Annotated in this window: 16 protein-coding genes, 1 rRNA gene, 1 other RNA gene and 1 pseudogene; 18 read left to right on the top strand and 1 reads right to left on the bottom strand. The window is 51.1% G+C overall.

All coding sequences use genetic code 11. The features are described 5' to 3' along the window. Nucleotides 1-20 precede the first annotated feature (20 nt). The 3 genes from BLQ82_RS30255 (at nucleotide 21) to BLQ82_RS30245 (ending at nucleotide 2,901) form a co-directional block, all read left to right on the top strand. On the top strand, nucleotides 21-464 hold the full coding sequence (locus BLQ82_RS30255; RefSeq protein ID WP_062519909.1) for a YwiB family protein: 444 nt from the start codon (nucleotides 21-23) through the stop codon (nucleotides 462-464). Further along, on the top strand, nucleotides 461-2,146 hold the full coding sequence (argS, locus tag BLQ82_RS30250; RefSeq protein WP_062519906.1) for an arginine--tRNA ligase: 1,686 nt from the start codon (nucleotides 461-463) through the stop codon (nucleotides 2,144-2,146). The genes BLQ82_RS30255 and argS overlap by 4 nt, the downstream gene beginning before the upstream one ends. 467 nt (nucleotides 2,147-2,613) lie before the next feature. Beyond that, nucleotides 2,614-2,901: a hypothetical protein gene (locus tag BLQ82_RS30245; protein WP_062519901.1), complete on the top strand. Its 288-nt coding sequence runs from the start codon at nucleotides 2,614-2,616 to the stop codon at nucleotides 2,899-2,901. Between the two features lie 635 nt (nucleotides 2,902-3,536). Here BLQ82_RS30245 and BLQ82_RS30240 read toward each other — a convergent pair. After that, nucleotides 3,537-4,703, bottom strand: a complete 1,167-nt coding sequence (locus BLQ82_RS30240; protein WP_062519899.1) for a S8 family peptidase — start codon at nucleotides 4,701-4,703, stop codon at nucleotides 3,537-3,539. A 403-nt stretch (nucleotides 4,704-5,106) separates the two neighbouring features. Between BLQ82_RS30240 and rpoE the strand changes: the two genes are divergently transcribed. The 15 genes and pseudogenes from rpoE to BLQ82_RS30165 all read left to right on the top strand — a co-directional run. Next, nucleotides 5,107-5,670, top strand: a complete 564-nt coding sequence (gene rpoE, locus BLQ82_RS30235) for a DNA-directed RNA polymerase subunit delta (protein WP_062519897.1) — start codon at nucleotides 5,107-5,109, stop codon at nucleotides 5,668-5,670. Nucleotides 5,671-5,941: 271 nt separating this feature from the next. Then, the gene (locus BLQ82_RS30230) at nucleotides 5,942-7,549 is read left to right on the top strand and encodes a CTP synthase (protein ID WP_039832183.1); all 1,608 of its coding nucleotides are present in this window, start codon (nucleotides 5,942-5,944) and stop codon (nucleotides 7,547-7,549) included. A gap of 266 nt (nucleotides 7,550-7,815) precedes the next feature. Continuing rightward, nucleotides 7,816-8,201: pseudogene (locus BLQ82_RS30225) on the top strand (response regulator). Nucleotides 8,202-8,395: 194 nt separating this feature from the next. Then, nucleotides 8,396-9,250: a class II fructose-1,6-bisphosphate aldolase gene (gene fba / locus BLQ82_RS30220; protein ID WP_020428184.1), complete on the top strand. Its 855-nt coding sequence runs from the start codon at nucleotides 8,396-8,398 to the stop codon at nucleotides 9,248-9,250. Nucleotides 9,251-9,567: 317 nt separating this feature from the next. Then, nucleotides 9,568-10,821: a UDP-N-acetylglucosamine 1-carboxyvinyltransferase gene (locus BLQ82_RS30215; RefSeq protein WP_062519895.1), complete on the top strand. Its 1,254-nt coding sequence runs from the start codon at nucleotides 9,568-9,570 to the stop codon at nucleotides 10,819-10,821. A gap of 168 nt (nucleotides 10,822-10,989) precedes the next feature. Continuing rightward, on the top strand, nucleotides 10,990-12,348 hold the full coding sequence (gene rho / locus BLQ82_RS30210) for a transcription termination factor Rho (protein ID WP_025703873.1): 1,359 nt from the start codon (nucleotides 10,990-10,992) through the stop codon (nucleotides 12,346-12,348). A 25-nt stretch (nucleotides 12,349-12,373) separates the two neighbouring features. Then, complete coding sequence (locus BLQ82_RS30205) at nucleotides 12,374-13,651, top strand: radical SAM family protein (protein WP_062519893.1); 1,278 nt, start codon at nucleotides 12,374-12,376, stop codon at nucleotides 13,649-13,651. Between the two features lie 117 nt (nucleotides 13,652-13,768). Beyond that, nucleotides 13,769-13,966 carry a 50S ribosomal protein L31 gene (rpmE, locus tag BLQ82_RS30200; protein WP_062519891.1) on the top strand — a complete coding sequence of 66 codons (198 nt, stop codon included), beginning with the start codon at nucleotides 13,769-13,771 and terminating at the stop codon, nucleotides 13,964-13,966. A 111-nt stretch (nucleotides 13,967-14,077) separates the two neighbouring features. Next, nucleotides 14,078-14,346: signal recognition particle sRNA large type (gene ffs, locus BLQ82_RS30195), an RNA gene on the top strand. A gap of 137 nt (nucleotides 14,347-14,483) precedes the next feature. After that, nucleotides 14,484-16,253, top strand: a complete 1,770-nt coding sequence (dnaX, locus tag BLQ82_RS30190; protein ID WP_062519888.1) for a DNA polymerase III subunit gamma/tau — start codon at nucleotides 14,484-14,486, stop codon at nucleotides 16,251-16,253. A 46-nt stretch (nucleotides 16,254-16,299) separates the two neighbouring features. Further along, the gene (locus BLQ82_RS30185; RefSeq protein WP_020426415.1) at nucleotides 16,300-16,611 is read left to right on the top strand and encodes a YbaB/EbfC family nucleoid-associated protein; all 312 of its coding nucleotides are present in this window, start codon (nucleotides 16,300-16,302) and stop codon (nucleotides 16,609-16,611) included. A 36-nt stretch (nucleotides 16,612-16,647) separates the two neighbouring features. Next, entirely contained in the window at nucleotides 16,648-17,247 is a 600-nt protein-coding gene (recR, locus tag BLQ82_RS30180) for a recombination mediator RecR (RefSeq protein ID WP_039832490.1), read from the top strand. Nucleotides 17,248-17,471: 224 nt separating this feature from the next. Then, complete coding sequence (locus BLQ82_RS30175) at nucleotides 17,472-17,720, top strand: hypothetical protein (RefSeq protein WP_062519886.1); 249 nt, start codon at nucleotides 17,472-17,474, stop codon at nucleotides 17,718-17,720. 31 nt (nucleotides 17,721-17,751) lie between these two features. Beyond that, complete coding sequence (locus BLQ82_RS30170; protein WP_062519884.1) at nucleotides 17,752-18,018, top strand: pro-sigmaK processing inhibitor BofA family protein; 267 nt, start codon at nucleotides 17,752-17,754, stop codon at nucleotides 18,016-18,018. A 299-nt stretch (nucleotides 18,019-18,317) separates the two neighbouring features. Continuing rightward, nucleotides 18,318-18,535 (top strand): 16S ribosomal RNA (locus tag BLQ82_RS30165); the annotation flags it as partial.

Genomic DNA, 18,535 nt, shown 5'->3' with positions numbered 1-18,535 from the left:
GAACAAGCGAGGAACGTGTGATGACTGAAGTACAGTCCGAAAAATACGGCGTATCCGTAATACTGGAAAGCGTGCAGGGCGGGGAGCGGAATGTGCTGCAAGCAGCAGGCGAGGTCATCGCCAGAGGCGATCAGCTCTATCTCCGTTATGAAGAAACGCAGCCGGGACCCAAGGGCGAGGCGGTTTCAGTCCGCACCACCGTGAAGATTACAGGCAGCGGGCTGAAGCTGATCCGTCACGGCGGCGTCCAGTCGGAGCAATCCTTTGTGCTGGGACAACGTCTTCCGGGATTCTACCGCTCGCCTTATACACAGTTTAATCTCTCTACAGACACCCGGAAGCTGGACGTGAAGTGCGCTGGAAGATCGCTTGAGGTTTCTTGGGAATATGATCTCTACGTGTACGGGGAATTATCGGGACAGTTCGCTATAAGTTTGCATATACAGGAGGAACCACAATCATGACACAAAGTCAAAACCCGCTTCAATTAGCCAATGAAAGGTTAAAGGAAGCGATCCGGGAAGCAATTGTCACCGCTGGACTGGTCACCAGAGAAGAGCTTCCGGCCATTGTGCTGGAAGTGCCGAAGGATAAAGCCCATGGGGACCTGGCGACGAATGCTGCGATGCAGCTCACCAAGATTGCCAAACGTAATCCGCGGCAGATTGCCGAAGCGATCATCGAGCATCTGGACAAGAGCGCTGCTTCTATTGAAAAGGCCGAAATTGCCGGACCGGGCTTCATCAACTTTACGCTGTCCAAGAGCTATCTCTACCCGGTGATCGCCCTCGTTGCTGAGCAGGGTGATAATTATGGACGTATCCAAGCAGGCCAGGGCCGCAAGGTCGAAATGGAATTTGTCAGCGCCAACCCTACCGGCAGCCTGCATCTGGGACATGCCCGCGGGGCTGCTGTCGGCGACGCGCTTTGCAACGTGCTGGATTTTGCCGGCTACCAGGTAACCCGCGAGTACTACATCAATGATGCCGGGAATCAGGTTGCCAACCTGTGCAAATCCATCGAAACCCGCTACCTTCAGGAGCTGGGCCAGCCGGCGGAAATGCCGGAGGACGGTTATCACGGCGAGGATATCAAGGGTTTTGCCAAAGAGCTGGTGGCTGAAAAAGGCGACGCTCTGCTGTCCATGACACCAGGGGACCGGGCGGCATTCTTCCGCACCTATGGCCTGACCAAGGAGCTGGACAAAATTAAACGGGACCTCGCCCGCTTCCGCGTGGGCTTCGATATCTGGTTCAGTGAAACCTCGCTGTACGAGAACGGTGAAGTGCTGCGTTCCCTGGATGAGCTGCGTGACCGCGGCGAAGTCTACGAGCAGGATGGGGCCACCTGGCTGCAAACGACCAAATACGGCGACGATAAGGACCGCGTGCTGATCAAGAACGATGGGACCTATACCTACCTGACACCGGATATCGCCTATCACAACGACAAATATGGCCGGGGCTACGATAAAATGATCAACATTTGGGGCGCCGACCACCATGGCTATATTCCCCGGATGAAGGCAGCCATGTCGGCGCTTGGCAATGATCCCGAGAAGCTGGTTGTGCTGATCGCCCAAATGGTGAGTCTCTTCCAGAACGGCGAAAAGGTCAAAATGTCCAAGCGAACGGGCAAAGCGGTGACGATGGAAGACCTGATGGATGAAGTTGGAATCGACGCCATCCGTTACTTCTTCACCATGCGCAGCATGGATTCCCATCTGGACTTTGATATGGACCTGGCCATCTCCACCTCCAATGAGAATCCTGTATTCTATGTGCAGTACGCGCATGCGCGGATCTGCAGTATCTTCCGCCAGGCGGAAGAGCAGGGGATTGCGCTGCCGGATTTTGCCGAAATCGACTATGCCAAGCTGACTGCTGAACATGAATATGACCTTCTGCGCAAAATCGGCGAATTGCCGGCGGAGATCGAGATTGCGGCAAGCAGCTATGCACCGCACCGCCTGATCCGCTATGTGTACGATCTGGCTTCGCTGTTCCACAGCTACTACAAAGCGGAGCGCGTCATCACCGAAGATGCCGCCCAGACCCTAGCCCGCCTTGCCCTGCTGGGCGCGGCGCGGACCACCATCGCCAACGTGCTGCGCCTCGTTGGTGTTACCGCACCGGACCGGATGTAACCGTCCGGCCTCTGAACCAAAAGCTCCGCCCCGTGTGATTGGGCGGAGCTTTTGGTTTTGTTCAGGATATTATGCAATGCCAAGACATGCGGATATCTTGGAAGCTTTGGATGATATAAGCGGTGCAGGAGGATGTGGCTTCTCAGCGGACTGAAACGGACAGAGAGGGCCTTATTTTGCAAAGAAAGCCTGCTTTCCTGGCGGATTCGGACTCAGGAGCCCGCTATATTGCTCGTTTGAGTCTGTAATAAGGAGAGATAGGACAATTAGCGCCAATTAGCGGAAGCTCTGTCCGCGTTGTCCTGCCAATAACGGATTTTCGGTCCGTATCAGCCGGTAGATCGTGAAGGGCCTCGTAAGCTGCGGATTGTTATTTACCCGCCAGGGTAACCTTGTTCTTGTTTAGGGAACTATGATAACTTCCGCTTGTGGATAAATTGCGTATAAAGTTGGGGGATAAACACCCTTTGAAAGAATTTACAACGAACAGCGGCAGAAATACCGTTGTTGAAGAGGCGAAGGCCGGTTTGGTTATAAATAACGGCAGAAATGCCGTTGTTGAAGAGGCGAAGGCCGGTTTGGTTATAAATAACGGCAGAAATGCCGTTGTTGAAGAGGCGAAGGCCGGATTGGCTATAAATAACGGCAGAAATACCGTTGTTGAAGCAGAGAAGGCCGGTTTGGCCATAAATAACGGCAGAAATACCGTTGTTAGAGCAGCGAAGGCTGGTTTGCCCTTATCTTGGAAACTATAAGGCTGAGGGATCAGTCGGTCTAAATCACCTCATTCCAACTCGCTTGCTCACCCGCTTCTTCGCGAGCGCTAGTTGGAAAAAGGGAGTTTATTTTTTCCGAAATTCAAAAATCCTGAGATTTAGATGGAAAAAGTAAACTTAATTAGGCTATATTACCTCATCAGGGGCGAAATGAGCTGAATTAGTGTACCTTTTTCCATTTAACCTACGGAGAACAGGATGAGCAAGCAAATTAGTTAACTTTTTTCCACTTGGAGTTGCCGTAGAGATCATGGGAGTCGTTCTCCGGGTAACGTTAGACTGAAATCCAAGACGGTTGCACTGTCCTATGGGGGGCGGCACAGCCGTTTCTGCTTGTTCAGGGCAATGGTGCAGAATAAGGGGGCTTTTCCACCTGGGCTTACCCGCACAGCTTAAGGCGGCTAAGTTGCCGGGGAGTGCGGATCCTACTCCGGCGGCCCGCCCAAGGCGTGCGATCCGGCGGCCCGCCCAAGGCGTGCGATCCGGCGGCCCGCCCAAGGTGTGCGATCCGGCGGCCCGCCCAAGGTGTGCGATCCGGCGGCCCGCCCAAGGCCCGCGATCCCGGCGGCCCGTTCACAGCCCCCGCGATCCGGGGGCCTAGCCGGCTGCCGCCGCTATGCCTTCGCGGCGGTCGCCCGCTTCGCCCGCGCGCCTGCCCGCAGCAGGCGCAGGGCATCCGCCGCGCCGCCGCCCAGGGCCGCGCGGCGCTGGCCCTTGCGCAGCCGTACCGGCGAGGCTGTGCGGCGCAGGAGCAGCTTCAGCTCCCGTGGCGAGAGCCCCGGGCGCAGCGCGAGCAGCAAAGCGGCGGCTCCCGTGACATGCGAGGTCGCCATGGAGGTGCCGCTCATCTCTTTGTAGCCCTCCTTCAGCCAGCAGGAGGGCACGCTTTCCCCGGGTCCGTATACATCAATATACGGACCCCGGTTGCTGAAGGCCGCGACGCGGTGCCTTCGGTCAAGGGCGCCGACGGCGATCGTCTCGGGGTAGCGGGCGGGATAATCCCCGCCGCGTTTGCCGTCGTTGCCGGAGGAAGCGATGATGGCGATCCCGGCCCGGTAGGCCTTGATCACCACATCGTGAAGGGCTTTGCTTCTGGTTTTCATGCCGAAGCTCATATTAATAATGTCGATCTTGTTCTGTACGCACCAGTCGATGCCCAGTACAATATCGGACACATAAGCCGAGCCGTTATGGTCAAAAGCTTTGACCGGATACAGCAGCGCCCGCGGCGCTACGCCCATCATGCCGCGGGTGCCGCCGGCGGCTGCCAGCGTTCCGGCGATATGGGTGCCGTGTCCATTATCATCGAAAGGGAGCATGCCGCGGTACAGCAGGTTCACACCGGAGGCCAGCGAATGCTTGAGATCCGGGTGCCGGTAGTCGGCCCCTGTATCAATGACACCGATTTTCACATGTACACCGGTAGATCTGGACCAGGCCTGGGGGGCATGAATCGCTTTTACGCCCCAGGGCATTAAGGTGCCCGATTTTTCAGGGGCCACCGCATGGACTTGTATCCGTGCATCCTCTTCGATACATAGGGCGTCTTCAAATGTATGGAGCAGCTTACCCGCTCCGGCAGCGGGCACAAAAAATGCCCGGATCAGCGGGGACATTTGCACTTGCCGCAGTCCCGGTTTTTTCGCCTTCAGCGATTTCCACTCTGACAGCGCTCCGGCATACTGGCGGGCATCTTTGAAGGTAACGATGCGCCGGTCGGCATTTTTGGGGGCAGCCGATATCTCATCAAGCAGTATCTGCCAAAATCTGTAGTAATCCATAAGTTACGCCGTCCCCTCCTCGGTGCCGTGCTGACATATTGTATGAAAGGAGGCGGACGTCCGAATGGGAACTTGCCCTTTTTTAGCGAAATGGGCTGCCCATCGTGTCAAAAAGCGGAGCTTTACATAAAATAAACAGAAGAGGGCCGTTAGGTTCTCTTTGCAACATCCCGTAAGGAGCCGATCCTTGGCGTGGATACAGTCATGCGCGGAGGGAGTACCTCCGCCTTTTTCATGTTAAGGAAGGAACGGGTTTTCCGGGAAGCCTGAGAATACATAATTCCGCTGGACGGTTTTGACTTGCAATTTGCTGCCAAATAGGTTTTACTTAGTTTTGTTAATGGATATTATGAAATAGAAATTAACGGTAATGTGAACAAAGCGTGAGAGGAAGTGTCCTTTAGTGAGTACGCCACTCAATTTAAAGCTGGACCCCGAGAAAGTAAAAGAAATGCCGATGGTGGACCTGGCTTTTCTGGTGCTCAAAGCAGCCAATACACCCTATTATTACCGTGACCTGATGGTCGAAGTGGCCAAGCTGCGCGGGATGACAGAAGAACAAACGAACGATACTATTGCCCAGCTATATACCGAGATCAACATTGACGGGCGTTTTGCCTGCGTCGGAACCAACCTGTGGGGACTCAAACGCTGGTATCCGCTGGAACGCTCCGATGACCCGGTCGGCAACTCCAAACGTCCGCGTATTATCAATGACGAGGATGACGATCTGGAGGACGACGACTTCGCGGAAGAAGAAGATAACTATGCAGCAGAAGAAGAGGATTTCGACGCTATCGACGAGGATCGCGATGATCTTTATTCGGACGATGACAGCGAAGAAGAAGTGGACGAAGATGTTGTAATCGATGAAGATGACATCGACGAAGACGATGTGGATGATGAGGATTCCATAGACGGCGACGATGAAGATGCCGATGATGAAGATGAGAACGATAACTATTAGAATAGATTGCAATCAGGCGCAATTCCTCCCTTGACATGGGTAGGATCGTCAGAGTAAACTATTGCATGGGCTTATAATGAAAGTTAATATTGTTTTCACAAATAAAAAGTGCCCCGGTTCTACGGGTGTCACTTTTTTGTTTTTTTTGGAGGGTTTTTCCGGGATCTTTCTAAGAACTAACTTGTGGGTTCCCTGTTTTGATAATGGAAAAAAGGGTACGATAAACACAGCGTCGCCTGAATTTCTGGACTTTATTTAGGAGGGTTATACAGTGACAAAGTATATTTTTGTAACGGGTGGTGTCGTGTCTTCCCTGGGCAAAGGGATTACCGCCGCTTCTCTGGGCAGGCTGCTCAAGAACAGAGGTTTGAAGGTGACGATTCAAAAATTCGATCCTTATATTAATGTAGACCCTGGAACCATGAGTCCTTATCAGCATGGCGAAGTGTTTGTAACCGACGATGGGGCGGAAACCGACCTGGACCTGGGGCACTATGAACGGTTTATTGACATCAATCTCTCGAAGAACAGCAACGTGACAACCGGCAAAATCTATTCCTCGGTCATCAGCAAAGAGCGCCGCGGGGAGTATTTGGGCGGCACGGTTCAAGTCATTCCGCATATCACGAACGAGATCAAGGAACGTGTATTCCGCGCAGGCCGTGAGACCGGGTCCGATGTGGTGATTACCGAAATCGGCGGTACCGTGGGCGATATCGAAAGCTTGCCGTTTCTGGAAGCTATCCGTCAGATCAAAAGCGACATTGGCCGTGAGAATGTGATGTACATTCATGTCACCTTAATTCCGTATATCAAGGCTGCCGGAGAAGTCAAAACCAAACCGACACAGCATAGCGTCAAGGAGCTCCGCAGTATCGGGATTCAGCCGAATGTTATTGTATGCCGCACGGAATATGCGCTTTCTGATGATATGAAGGCCAAAATCGCCCTGTTCTGTGATATCGATGCCAATGCAGTGGTGGAATGCCGCGATGCATCGACCTTGTATGAAGTGCCGCTCAACCTTCGGGATGAAGGGCTGGACGAAATTGTAGTCAATCATTTGAAGCTGACGACACCTGCTCCGGATATGCGCGAATGGGAGAATATGCTGGGCCGGATCCAGAAGCTGGAGCGCACCGTTGAGATAGCCATTGTCGGCAAATATGTAGCACTGCATGATGCCTATTTGAGTGTAGTGGAGTCTCTTTCGCATGCCGGCTTTGCGGCCAATGCCGAGGTGAAGGTGCGCTGGGTGGATGCTGAGCTTGTTACCGACGAGAATGTCGGTGAATTGCTGGGCGGCATCGGGGGCATTCTTGTTCCGGGCGGCTTCGGTGACCGGGGGATCGAAGGCAAGATTTCTGCCATCCGTTATGCCCGTGAACAATCCATTCCGTTCTTCGGTATCTGCCTTGGGATGCAGGTTTCCGTTATTGAATACGGCCGTTCCATTCTGGGACTGGCTGGAGCGAACAGCTCGGAGATTGATCCGGCTACACCGCATCCGCTGATTGACCTGCTGCCGGAGCAGAAGGATATCGAGGATATGGGCGGAACCATGCGTCTTGGTCTTTACCCATGTAAGCTGCTTCCTGAATCACTGGCAATGTCCTGCTATGATGATGAGTTGGTATATGAACGTCACCGTCACCGGTATGAGTTCAACAACGCCTACCGTGATGAGATTGAAAAAGCCGGCCTCGTAATCTCCGGAACCTCTCCGGATGGCCGTCTGGTGGAGATCGTCGAGCTTCCGGGCCATCCGTGGTTCCTGTCGGTACAGTTCCATCCAGAGTTTACTTCCCGTCCGAACCGGCCGCAGCCTCTTTTCCGTGAATTTGTCAAAGCTTCGCTGACGCATTCCGAACAATTGTAATCCGAATACCTGTAAATAGACCTGCCAAGCCTCCGCCCTGGAGGCTTTCTTTAAAATCACCCCCATTTTAAGCAAGAATTGCCTTCTTATCGCCGGCTGGCTCCAGTCCATAAAATGACATAGATTTACGCATTTTAACCAATTAGCAGGATTTTGACTATAAGGAACGAATAATAGGTTTCGTATAGACTTGTTTTGTTGAGGGGTCATTAGCTGTACGTGCGCGCGGTATGGACAATCTGCTTCAAATTCTGGGAGGGTATGGTATGGAAAAGAAAAAAGTGTTAATTGTCGATGATCAGAACGGAATCCGGATTCTCCTCATGGAAGTATTTAATAGTGAAGGGTATGCCACATTTCAAGCCGCTAACGGAAAACTGGCATTGGACATTGTCCGCAGCGAATCGCCTGACCTGGTCTTGCTCGATATGAAAATTCCGGGAATGGACGGACTTGAGATCCTGAAGCATTTGAAGGAGATCAATCCGGCTATCAAGGTCATTATGATGACAGCTTACGGTGAACTGGATATGATTAAGGAGGCGACCAAGCTGGGGCGCTCATGCATTTTACCAAGCCGTTTGACATCGATGAGATGCGGATAGCTGTGAACATGCACCTTAATAATAAGTCTATAGACCAATGCAGCTAAGGTGTTTGGGAATGTTCCGTTATGGATACTCTAGAGAGGATTAGTCTGCCTGAGTATGGTTGGCCGAATATCGTCCCGGCGGGACATTTTTTTGTGTATCCTATTTAGTATTTGACACAGGATGTGCTATAATAGGCCTGTATGTGATGTCGGCTTATATATAAGCAACCCAATATTTTAGGAGGATTGAAACCATGCCATTAGTATCGATGACAGACATGTTAAACAAAGCACTACAAGGAAAATACGCAGTTGGCCAGTACAACATCAACAACCTGGAGTGGACTCAAGCGATTCTTGGTGCCGCAGAAGAAGAGAAGTCACCAGTAATCCTTGGCGTATCTGAAGGCGCAGCCCGTCACATGGGCGGATTCTACACCGTTGTTAAGATGGTTGAAGGTCTTATCCATGACATGAAGATCACCGTACCGGTTGCCATTCACCTGGATCACGGTTCCAGCTTTGACAAATGTAAAGAAGCAATTGATGCTGGCTTCACATCTGTAATGATCGACGGTTCCCATCACCCAATTGATGAGAATATCGAAATGACCAAAAAAGTTGTAGATTATGCTCATGCAAAAGGTGTTTCTGTAGAAGCTGAAGTGGGTACTGTCGGCGGACAGGAAGACGACGTTATCGGCGGAATTCAATATGCGGACCTGAACGAATGCGTGCGTATCGTCAAAGAAACTGGTATCGATACCTTGGCTCCTGCTCTTGGTTCCGTACATGGCCCTTACCATGGCGAACCTAACCTTGGGTTCAAAGAAATGGAAGAAATCCGTGATGCGGTTAAACTTCCATTGGTTCTGCACGGCGGAACTGGTATTCCAGAGCATGATATCAAGAAATCCATTTCCCTGGGTACTTCCAAAATCAACGTAAACACTGAGAACCAGATCGCATTTGCTAAGGTTGTTCGCGAAGTGCTGGCTGCTAAACCGGATGCTTACGATCCGCGTACATTCATCGCACCAGGCCGCGAAGCTATCAAACAAACCGTTATCGGCAAAATCCGCGAGTTCGGCTCCAGCAACAAAGCCTAATCCATTCATGAGGAAAGCGGACAGGCTTACTTAGAGCTGTCACTGCACCTCTCCACTTGTCTGCAACAACAGATTACTGAAATGTCGTCCAGCTGAATAGATTATATGTGGAGAGCACCGCCTAGCCGGTGTCTTTCCATTTAATATAAGGAGTTATTCGCTTACGGCGGTAACCTGTCCTTGTATTTGCTTGCGGAAACGGGCGCCGTCCTTGTTGTAAGGGCGGCGCAGCCGTTTCTAATCTTCATTACCAACAAAGCCACAGCAGGTATTGCCAGGGCAAGCTGCAATACACGTAGGGGGAACCGGATAAATTTATGGAAAAATTAATGATTGGCGGTGGACGCCCTTTAGAAGGCGTTGTCACCATCAGTGGAGCGAAGAATAGTGCGATTGCGCTTATTCCTGCGGCGATTTTGGCCGAGTCTGAAGTTGTTCTGGATAACTTGCCGTCCCTTAGTGATGTAGCAGTATACTCTGAAATTCTGGAGGAGCTTGGAGCCACGGTTTCCTGGACAGGCAGCCAGATGAGAATAAATCCCTCCCGTATCGTATCCATTCCAATGCCTAACGGACCGGTGAAGAAACTCCGGGCCTCGTATTATATGATGGGAGCGCTTCTTGGAAGATTTAAGGAGGCAACGATTGGTCTTCCCGGGGGCTGCAATTTTGAACCCCGTCCGATTGACCAGCACATTAAGGGCTTTGAAGCGCTGGGTGCGACTGTAACCAACGATCATGGTTCTATTCACTTGTATGCCAAGGAACTGCGCGGCGCCAAAATCTATTTGGACGTCTCCAGCGTAGGTGCCACTATTAACATTATGCTTGCGGCTTCACGCGCCAAGGGCTCAACAATTATTGAAAATGCGGCTAAAGAGCCTGAGATTATAGATGTAGCAACCCTCTTGAACTCCATGGGCGCTGTTATTAAGGGCGCGGGAACTGAAACGATCCGGATTGAAGGTGTCACGGAAATGCACGGCTGCCGTCATTCCATCATTCCCGACCGTATTCAAGCTGGAACGTATATGATTGCTGCTGCAGCTACGCGCGGCAATGTATTGATAGATAATGTGATCCCGAAGCATCTGGAGGCGCTGACGGCCAAGCTTCTGGAGATGGGCGTGAGTATTGAAGAACTGGATGAAAGCATCCGGGTCATCGGCCAGGCCAAATACGAGCATGCTGATGTAAAAGCACTGATATACCCCGGGTTTGCCACCGATTTACAATCTCCAATGACAAGTATGCTTACCCAAGCTGAGGGAGTTAGTGTGCTCAGCGATTTTGTATACAGCAACCGGTTTAAGCATGTGCCGGAACTGGTGCGTATGGGCGCCAAAATCCGTGTCGAGGGACGTTCCGCCATTATTGAAGGAAGCAAGCTGAATGCTGCGAAGGTCAAAGCTGCCGATCTGCGTGCAGGCGCAGCACTTGTGATTGCCGGACTCACGGTGGAGGAAGGGATTACGGAGGTTGCCGGTGTGGAATTTATCGATCGTGGTTACGACAATCTGGTTAGCAACTTGCGTAATTTGGGAGCCGATGTATGGCGCGAGAACGAATAATTTAGGATTATCCGATGTCATGGAAGGGGTGTTTTTTTGCTCCCGAACTGCATATTCCCTTCCAAATTGGGTAATGCTATGCTAATAAGCAATTTAGTAGACTTCTATTTTCCCGTCTATCTTGCTAGAAGAACTTATTATTATAAAAATTGAATAGGTGGTTATTACATGGATCTTCAAATTTCCGATTTGGAAGAAATGAAGCTGACCGATTTGTATAAGCTGGCGAAAAAATACCAGATTCCATACTACGGGACGCTAAAAAAACGGGAGCTGATTTTTGCCATCCTCCGGGCCCAGGCGGAACAGAGCGGGCTCATGTTTATGGAAGGTGTGCTCGAAATTTTGCCTGAGGGCTATGGTTTTCTAAGGCCGATTAACTATTTGCCCAGCGCGGAAGATATTTATATCTCAGCTTCCCAGATTCGCAAGTTTGATCTCAGAAGCGGCGATCTGGTCTCCGGCAAATGCCGTACTCCCAAAGAGAATGAACGCTACTTTGGATTGCTTCAAGTCAACGCCGTCAACGGCGAGAATCCTGCCAGTGCAGCAGAGCGTTTGCATTTTCCGGCGCTAACACCTCTTTATCCGCAAGATAAGCTGCCGCTTGAAACATCCCCTACACACTTGTCTACCCGAATCATGGATTTACTTGCTCCTGTTGGTCTGGGGCAGCGCGGTTTGATTGTAGCACCTCCCAAAGCAGGGAAAACGCTCCTCCTAAAAGAAATTGCCAACAGCATTTCCACTAACAATCCTGAAATTGCTCTGTTCGTATTGCTGATTGATGAACGTCCCGAGGAAGTAACGGATATGCAGCGTTCTGTGAAGGGCGAAGTTGTGGCATCTACCTTTGATGAGCTTCCGGAGAACCATATCAAAGTAGCCGAGCTTGTATTGCAGCGGGCTTTGCGTTTAGTTGAGCATAAGAAGGATGTTGTCATTTTGCTGGATAGCATTACCCGGCTGGCGCGTGCCTACAACTTGGTTGTGCCTCCATCCGGTCGTACACTGAGCGGCGGGATTGACCCGGCTGCTTTCCATCGTCCCAAACGGTTTTTTGGGTCTGCGCGGAATGTCGAGGAAGGCGGAAGTCTGACCATACTCGCAACAGCGCTTATTGATACCGGTTCACGGATGGATGATATTATCTATGAAGAATTTAAGGGCACAGGGAACATGGAGCTTCATTTGGACCGCAAGCTGGCAGAACGCCGCATTTTCCCGGCCATCGATATCCGCCGTTCCGGCACGCGCCGCGAAGAGGTGCTGCTGAGCAAGGAAGAGCTGGACACCATTTGGGCGATTCGCAAAAATATGAACGAGTCCTACGATTTTGTGGAAGGCTTCCTCAAAAAACTGCGTGACAGCAAGACGAATGCCGAATTCCTGGCCTCTTTTGATGTTGCGGGGAATAAGGAATCTTCGTCTCCAAGCGGAACGGCAAGCAATGGCGGAACCTCGAACAGCGGCTCGTCCGCACGCCGGACATCCCGGCCGAAGACGCCTTCTGTGCCTACCACCTGAGAAACGATTATAAGAGGAGACTAACATGTATTTGGTATATGCCGATGAACAAGGAAACGTATATGACCATTCCGAACTGTATGGTCTGGCCCGCAGCGGGGATATGATTGTTGAGATGCTGGAGGAAGAGCTGATACCGCTGCCTGAAGGGGCCACCCTGGTAGGGCTGCCTAATACGCGCGCAGTGGGTATGAACCCTAAGACAGGTGAAATGCTGCCGTTGCCTGAAGGGTCGCAGGCGGTAGGAGCATTGCTGCCGCAGGGCTTTACCCGTCTGTGTCTTCCCGGGTACGTCAAGACAGATAAATCGTATAAGCTTCCACTTTTCGGCTATTCCGCAGTAGTGTGGAAGGATGGCGGCTTCTATGTGGCCGCAGATCTTACCGATGATCCCGAGCAATGGAATCCGCTTAACTGTGACCGGGAGGATGTTGAAGCTGGGGTGGGCAGCTTAACTGCCAAGTACCCGGAGAACCGCCTTTATGACCACCTGTCTAATTGTGCACTTGGCTATGAATGTCTGACCTCTTCCAATACCTTTTTGGGGCGATGGGAGGGAGCGGTTCCTGTTTCCTATTCCTGCAATGCCGGATGTTTCGGCTGTATTTCTGAACAGCCGGATGACAGCGGTTTTGTTTCTCCGCAGACGCGAATGAACTTTCGCCCTACGGTGAATGAGATTTCAGAGGTAATGCTGGAGCATCTGAAAACACCCCAGTCTATTATCAGCTTCGGCCAGGGCTGCGAAGGTGAACCATCTACTCAAGCGAAGCTTATTATCGAAGCGATTCGTGAAGTCCGTTCCATTACGGATATGGGCTACATCAACATCAATACAAATGCCGGGCTAAGCGACCATATCCGCGGTATCGTTGACGCCGGACTGGATTTAATGCGTGTCAGCACAATCAGCGCGCTGGATGACCACTACAACGCTTATTACAAACCCCGTGGCTACACGTTGGCTAATGTGGAGAAGTCCCTGAAATATGCAGCTTCACAGGGTGTGTATACATCGATCAATTACCTGATCTTTCCGGGGGTTACGGACCGCGAAGAGGAGATTGAGGCGATGGTGGAATTCGTTAGGCGTACAGATCTGAAGCTGATACAAATGCGGAACCTCAATATTGACCCGGAGAGCTACCTGGAATTAATACCTCCGGCTCAGGGAGAGATTCTGGGAATGAAAACCATGCTGGAGATCTTTCGTGAAGAACTTCCGGATGTTGTCATAGGATCGTATACTCATGTGCCGCCTGCAGATTTGGCCCGGGCCAAGCAGCGGCGGGTGAAAATATAGTATTCATAAGCGGAATCAGATATATTGCAGAGTCTATCCTTTCGTGCTAAAATACCGCTTAGATATTGAATAACTCTAAGTCCGCATGAGGCTTAGGGCACGAGAGGTGAGGTTTATATGCAATCAGCAATTCAACCCAAGTACAATGTATCCAAGGTGACCTGTGCGTGTGGCAATACCTTTGAGACCGGTTCTGTAAAGCCAGAACTGCGTGTCGAAATTTGCTCCAGCTGCCACCCATTCTTCACGGGTAAGCAGAAGTTCATGGATGCCGGCGGCCGTGTTGATAAATTCAAGAAAAAATATGGTATCTAATCCATTTGCACTCTAGCAGTTATGGATCATACCGGCCCCCGGACATGTGCCGGGGGCTTATCCTTTATCTGGAGTTGATTTTTGCCCGTCCGTGAGCTATACTTATCTTCGCCGTGCTAGACGGGGAGGTAGCGGTGCCCTGTAACTCGCAATCCGCTGTAGCGAGGTTGAATTCCTGTTAGAGGTGCTGTCGATGTGAGGCCTTGGTTCCTACGGGCTGTGTTGACGGTTGGGTCCTCCGCAATGAGTGCTTATGAACCTGGTCAGGTCCGGAAGGAAGCAGCCATAAGTAAGTTTACTCTTGTGCCGGAGGGTGGCCTAGCCCGAGCAGTGTTGTAGGGTTGCCGCTTGGATCGCAGCCATCAATAACAGGTGCGCGGTTTTACATATTATCCATAACAGTATCTTTGCCGCAGGCGGAGATGCTTTTTTGTTTTTGGTCAAAGCCTAGTGTATATAGTATAATAAATTAGCGACAAATTGCCGAAAGCGGCAGCCTAAGAGAGGGTAATGCATAGTGGAACATATCGCGCTGTACCGTGCCTGGCGGCCGCAGTCGTTTCATGACATGGTAGGACAACAGCACATTATTCAGACGCTGCAGAATGCAATTCGTGAACAGCGGGTTTCACATGCCTATCTGTTCAGTGGACCGCGGGGTACAGGCAAGACAAGTGCCGCCAAAGTGCTCGCCAAAGCAGTCAATTGCGAGCGCAGCGAGGGCGCTGAGCCGTGCAATGAATGCCCATCCTGTCTGCGGATCACCGCAGGGAATGTCATGGATGTGCAGGAGATTGACGCAGCGTCGAACCGGGGCGTGGAAGAGATACGTGATCTCCGGGACAAGGTGAAATATGCGCCTACCGAAGTCCGCCGTAAAGTGTATATCATTGATGAAGTGCATATGCTGACTACAGAAGCTTTTAATGCGCTGCTGAAGACGCTGGAGGAGCCGCCTCCCCATGTAATGTTTATTCTGGCGACCACGGAGCCGCATAAATTGCCGGCAACGATTATTTCCCGCTGCCAGCGTTTTGATTTTCGCCGGGTGTCACTGGAAGAGCAGGCAGCTCACTTAACAGCGATCTGCCAGAAGGAAGGGATTTCCGCTGACGCAGATGCGCTGCAGTATATTGCCCGGCTTTCCGATGGCGGAATGCGCGATGCGCTCAGTATACTGGACCAGATTTCTTCCTTTACAGATGGCCAGGTCACCTATCAGCAAGTGCTGGGCATGACAGGAGGGATTCCTTCCGAACAGTTTGCACGCCTGGCCACAGCCATTCTGGAAGGGGATATGGGACTGCTTCTGGAGCTGGTCGAGCAGCTTATGCATGAAGGCAAAAGTGCTGATAAATGTCTGGAGAACCTGCTGTATTATTTCCGTGATTTACTTATGATCAAGATGGTGCCGGGAGCCGATCAACTAACGGATCGTGTACTGAATCCGACAGAATTCCGTGATATGGCGGCGGCATTCACCCGGGACCGGCTGTTTTTAATCGTAGAGACGCTGACCCGTTATCTGGGTGAGATGAAGTACGCAACTCATCCGCAAACCTTGTTCGAAGTAGCGCTGATGAAACTGTGCAGCCTGCAGCAACAAGAGCAGAACGGGACCGCTCCGCAGGCGGCTTCTTCCAATGTAATTAGCGGCAATGCTGCAGCTGTGGACTCTGGTGAACTGGAACTTCTCAAACGGCAGATTGCTGCCTTGGAGAAGAAGCTGGAGCAGGCTATGCAATCCGGCGCCATGTCCGGTGGAGGACGCGGGGAGCAGGGGAATCCAGGCAGACAGCCTGCCCAGGCGCCTGCGCCGCGGGTATCCTCTCCTTCCAAGCTGCCGCCGCAGCTGGATAAGTTTATTGCGGGCAAGGACAGCCCCGACTTTGCGGAAGTGTATAAGAAGTGGAGTGTTGTCCTGCAGGGTGTAAAGGAAGAGAAGGTCACGGTTCACGCATGGTTTGTCGACGGAGAGCCTGTGGCTGTTATGGAAGATGCCGTGCTGGTTGCCTTTAAGAATACGATTCACCGTGATACTACTGAGAAACCTGCGAACAGACAGGTAATTGAGAACGTGTTTGCGGCCCGCCTGGGCAAACCCTACCGGCTTGTGACCATGATGCTCCGCGACTGGAACGAGGCTGCAACGAAGACAGCTGCGCAGACCGGTACAGAAGAGCTTCAATTGGAGCATGAACACGAAACCGGGGATACCCGGACTGAACCATGGATTGACGAGGCGATCCAGCTCTTTGGAGAAGACCTCGTTGTCATAAAAGAATAGTTAAGCCTATTAGCGCCAAGCGCGCATTCCAAAGGAGAGACGATGTATGAACAATATGAACCAAATGATGAAGCAGGTCAAAAAAATGCAGGAGCAAATGCTCAAAGCCCAAGAGGAACTGGGCAGCAAGACTATTGAAGGATCATCCGGCGGAGGTGTGGTAACCGTTCAAGTCAACGGCCACAAAAAGCTGCTCTCGATCCAGATCAAACCTGAGGCTGTGGATCCCGATGATATCGAAATGCTGCAGGACCTAGTGATTACTGCGGTAAATGATGCTCTTACCCAAGCGGAAGAGCTGGCCAATAATGATATGGGTAAATTTACTGGAGGAATGAAGATCCCTGGCTTGTTCTAGACCTTACTTCATCCAGTCCAAAGGAGAACCATTAATTTGTATTATCCAGAACCGCTAGCCAAGCTGATCGAAGCGTTTACGCGTTTGCCCGGAATTGGCCCGAAGTCAGCCGCCCGGCTTGCTTTTCATGTGCTGAATATGAAGGAAGACGAGGTTATTGATTTTGCCAAGGCCCTGGTAAGCGTCAAACGCAATCTTCATTACTGTTCGGTCTGCTGCAATATTACGGATACCGATCCCTGCCGGATCTGTCAGGACAAAACCCGCGATGCCTCCGTAATCTGTGTAGTCCAGGATTCCAAAGACCTGGTGGCTATTGAACGGACCAAGGAATTCGACGGCTATTACCATGTGCTGCAAGGGGCGATTTCACCAATGGAGGGCATAGGTCCGGATGATATCCGTCTGAAGGAGCTGCTGACCCGTCTGAGTGATGAGAAAGTGAAGGAGCTTATTATGGCCACCAACCCCAATATTGAGGGTGAAGCCACAGCTATGTATATCTCCCGCCTGGTTCGGCCTTTCGAGATCAAAATCACCAGGATAGCCCACGGGCTGCCTGTAGGCGGCGACTTGGAGTATGCGGATGAGGTAACCTTGTCCAAGGCCCTCGAGGGCCGCCGTGAGCTGTTCTAAGCAGCTTAGGCGCAATATCAGTTCATACAAAGGAGCCCATGGGGCTCCTTTTTTTGCTGAATTTCGGGTTTTTTAAGGCGGAGAATATTCCGTGCAGATAATTTCCGCTTATTTTGCCACCGCACTGGTTCTAAGTTTGTCCCTGTTTCGATATGAATGAGAATATACGAGGGTGTGAATTGAGTGCTATGCCCGGAACTTATTCATATAAGGAGGAGTCTGAAATGGGATGGTGGAGTATCAGGAGGCAGGCCGATGGTGAGCAAAAAAGAATAGAAGACGATCATTGGAGCGTGTTCCTCGAAGTTCAAGAGGCGCACTCCGAGTGGGAGAGAGCGTATCTGATGTTTGATGAGGCGAAGGGACAGGATCAGATCGATTACGCCATATATATTCTGGAAGCTGCAGAGCGCAAATATCAGATTCATCTGAAGCATGCCAAAAGTCTGGGGCTTAACCGCGCACAGCTCTAATATCCGTTGATGGAAAAAAGGGAGGATTATCATGCTAAGAATGGCTGCGCTGGCAGTGCTGGTTGTATCCGGACTTTTATTACTTCTTATTGTTTTCAGAAAAAAATTGGGCTGGGCTTGGCTCAGCCTCTTCGGCACACATCTCCTTTTGGCTGCGCTGGGCATTTATGTAGTGAATTTTTCGGGTTTGCTGACAGATATATATATTCCTCTGAACCCTGCAACTATAGGCGCTGTAACGGTTCTTGGACTTCCGGGAGTACTGATGCTAATGGGTTTGAAAATAACTTTGTTTTAAAGGTTGACGCGAGTTCTGAATCTGTGATACATTAAGTTTCGGCCCTTTGGGCAGGATATCCTTTGATAACTTGCTGATAAGCCAAGCGAAAAATTAAATTAAAAAAACGCTTGACTAAAACGAAGGCGCTGTGATATATTATAAAGGTCGCTGCTGACAAGCAACGATGAAGTGAAAAAGACATTGATCTTTGAAAACTGAACAACGAGTGAGTGGGATTTCACGCAAGTGAGATCCAAAATTAGAGAATGCAAATTCTCGTCAGATGTTTCAAAATGAGCAATCGCTCTTTTCAATACTAATTGGAGAGTTTGATCCTGGCTCAGGACGAACGCTGGCGGCGTGCCTAATACATGCAAGTCGAGCGGAGTCTTGTTGGAAGCTTGCTTCCAACCTGGCTTAGCGGCGGACGGGTGAGTAACACGTAGGCAACCTACCCTCTAGACTGGGATAACTACCGGAAACGGTAGCTAATACCGGATAATTCCTTGGCCCTCCTGGGCTTGGGATGAAAGGC

This window comes from Paenibacillus jilunlii, assembly GCF_900102965.1.
Lineage (GTDB): Bacteria > Bacillota > Bacilli > Paenibacillales > Paenibacillaceae > Paenibacillus_AQ > Paenibacillus_AQ jilunlii.
This window is presented reverse-complemented; position numbering and strand designations above follow the sequence as displayed.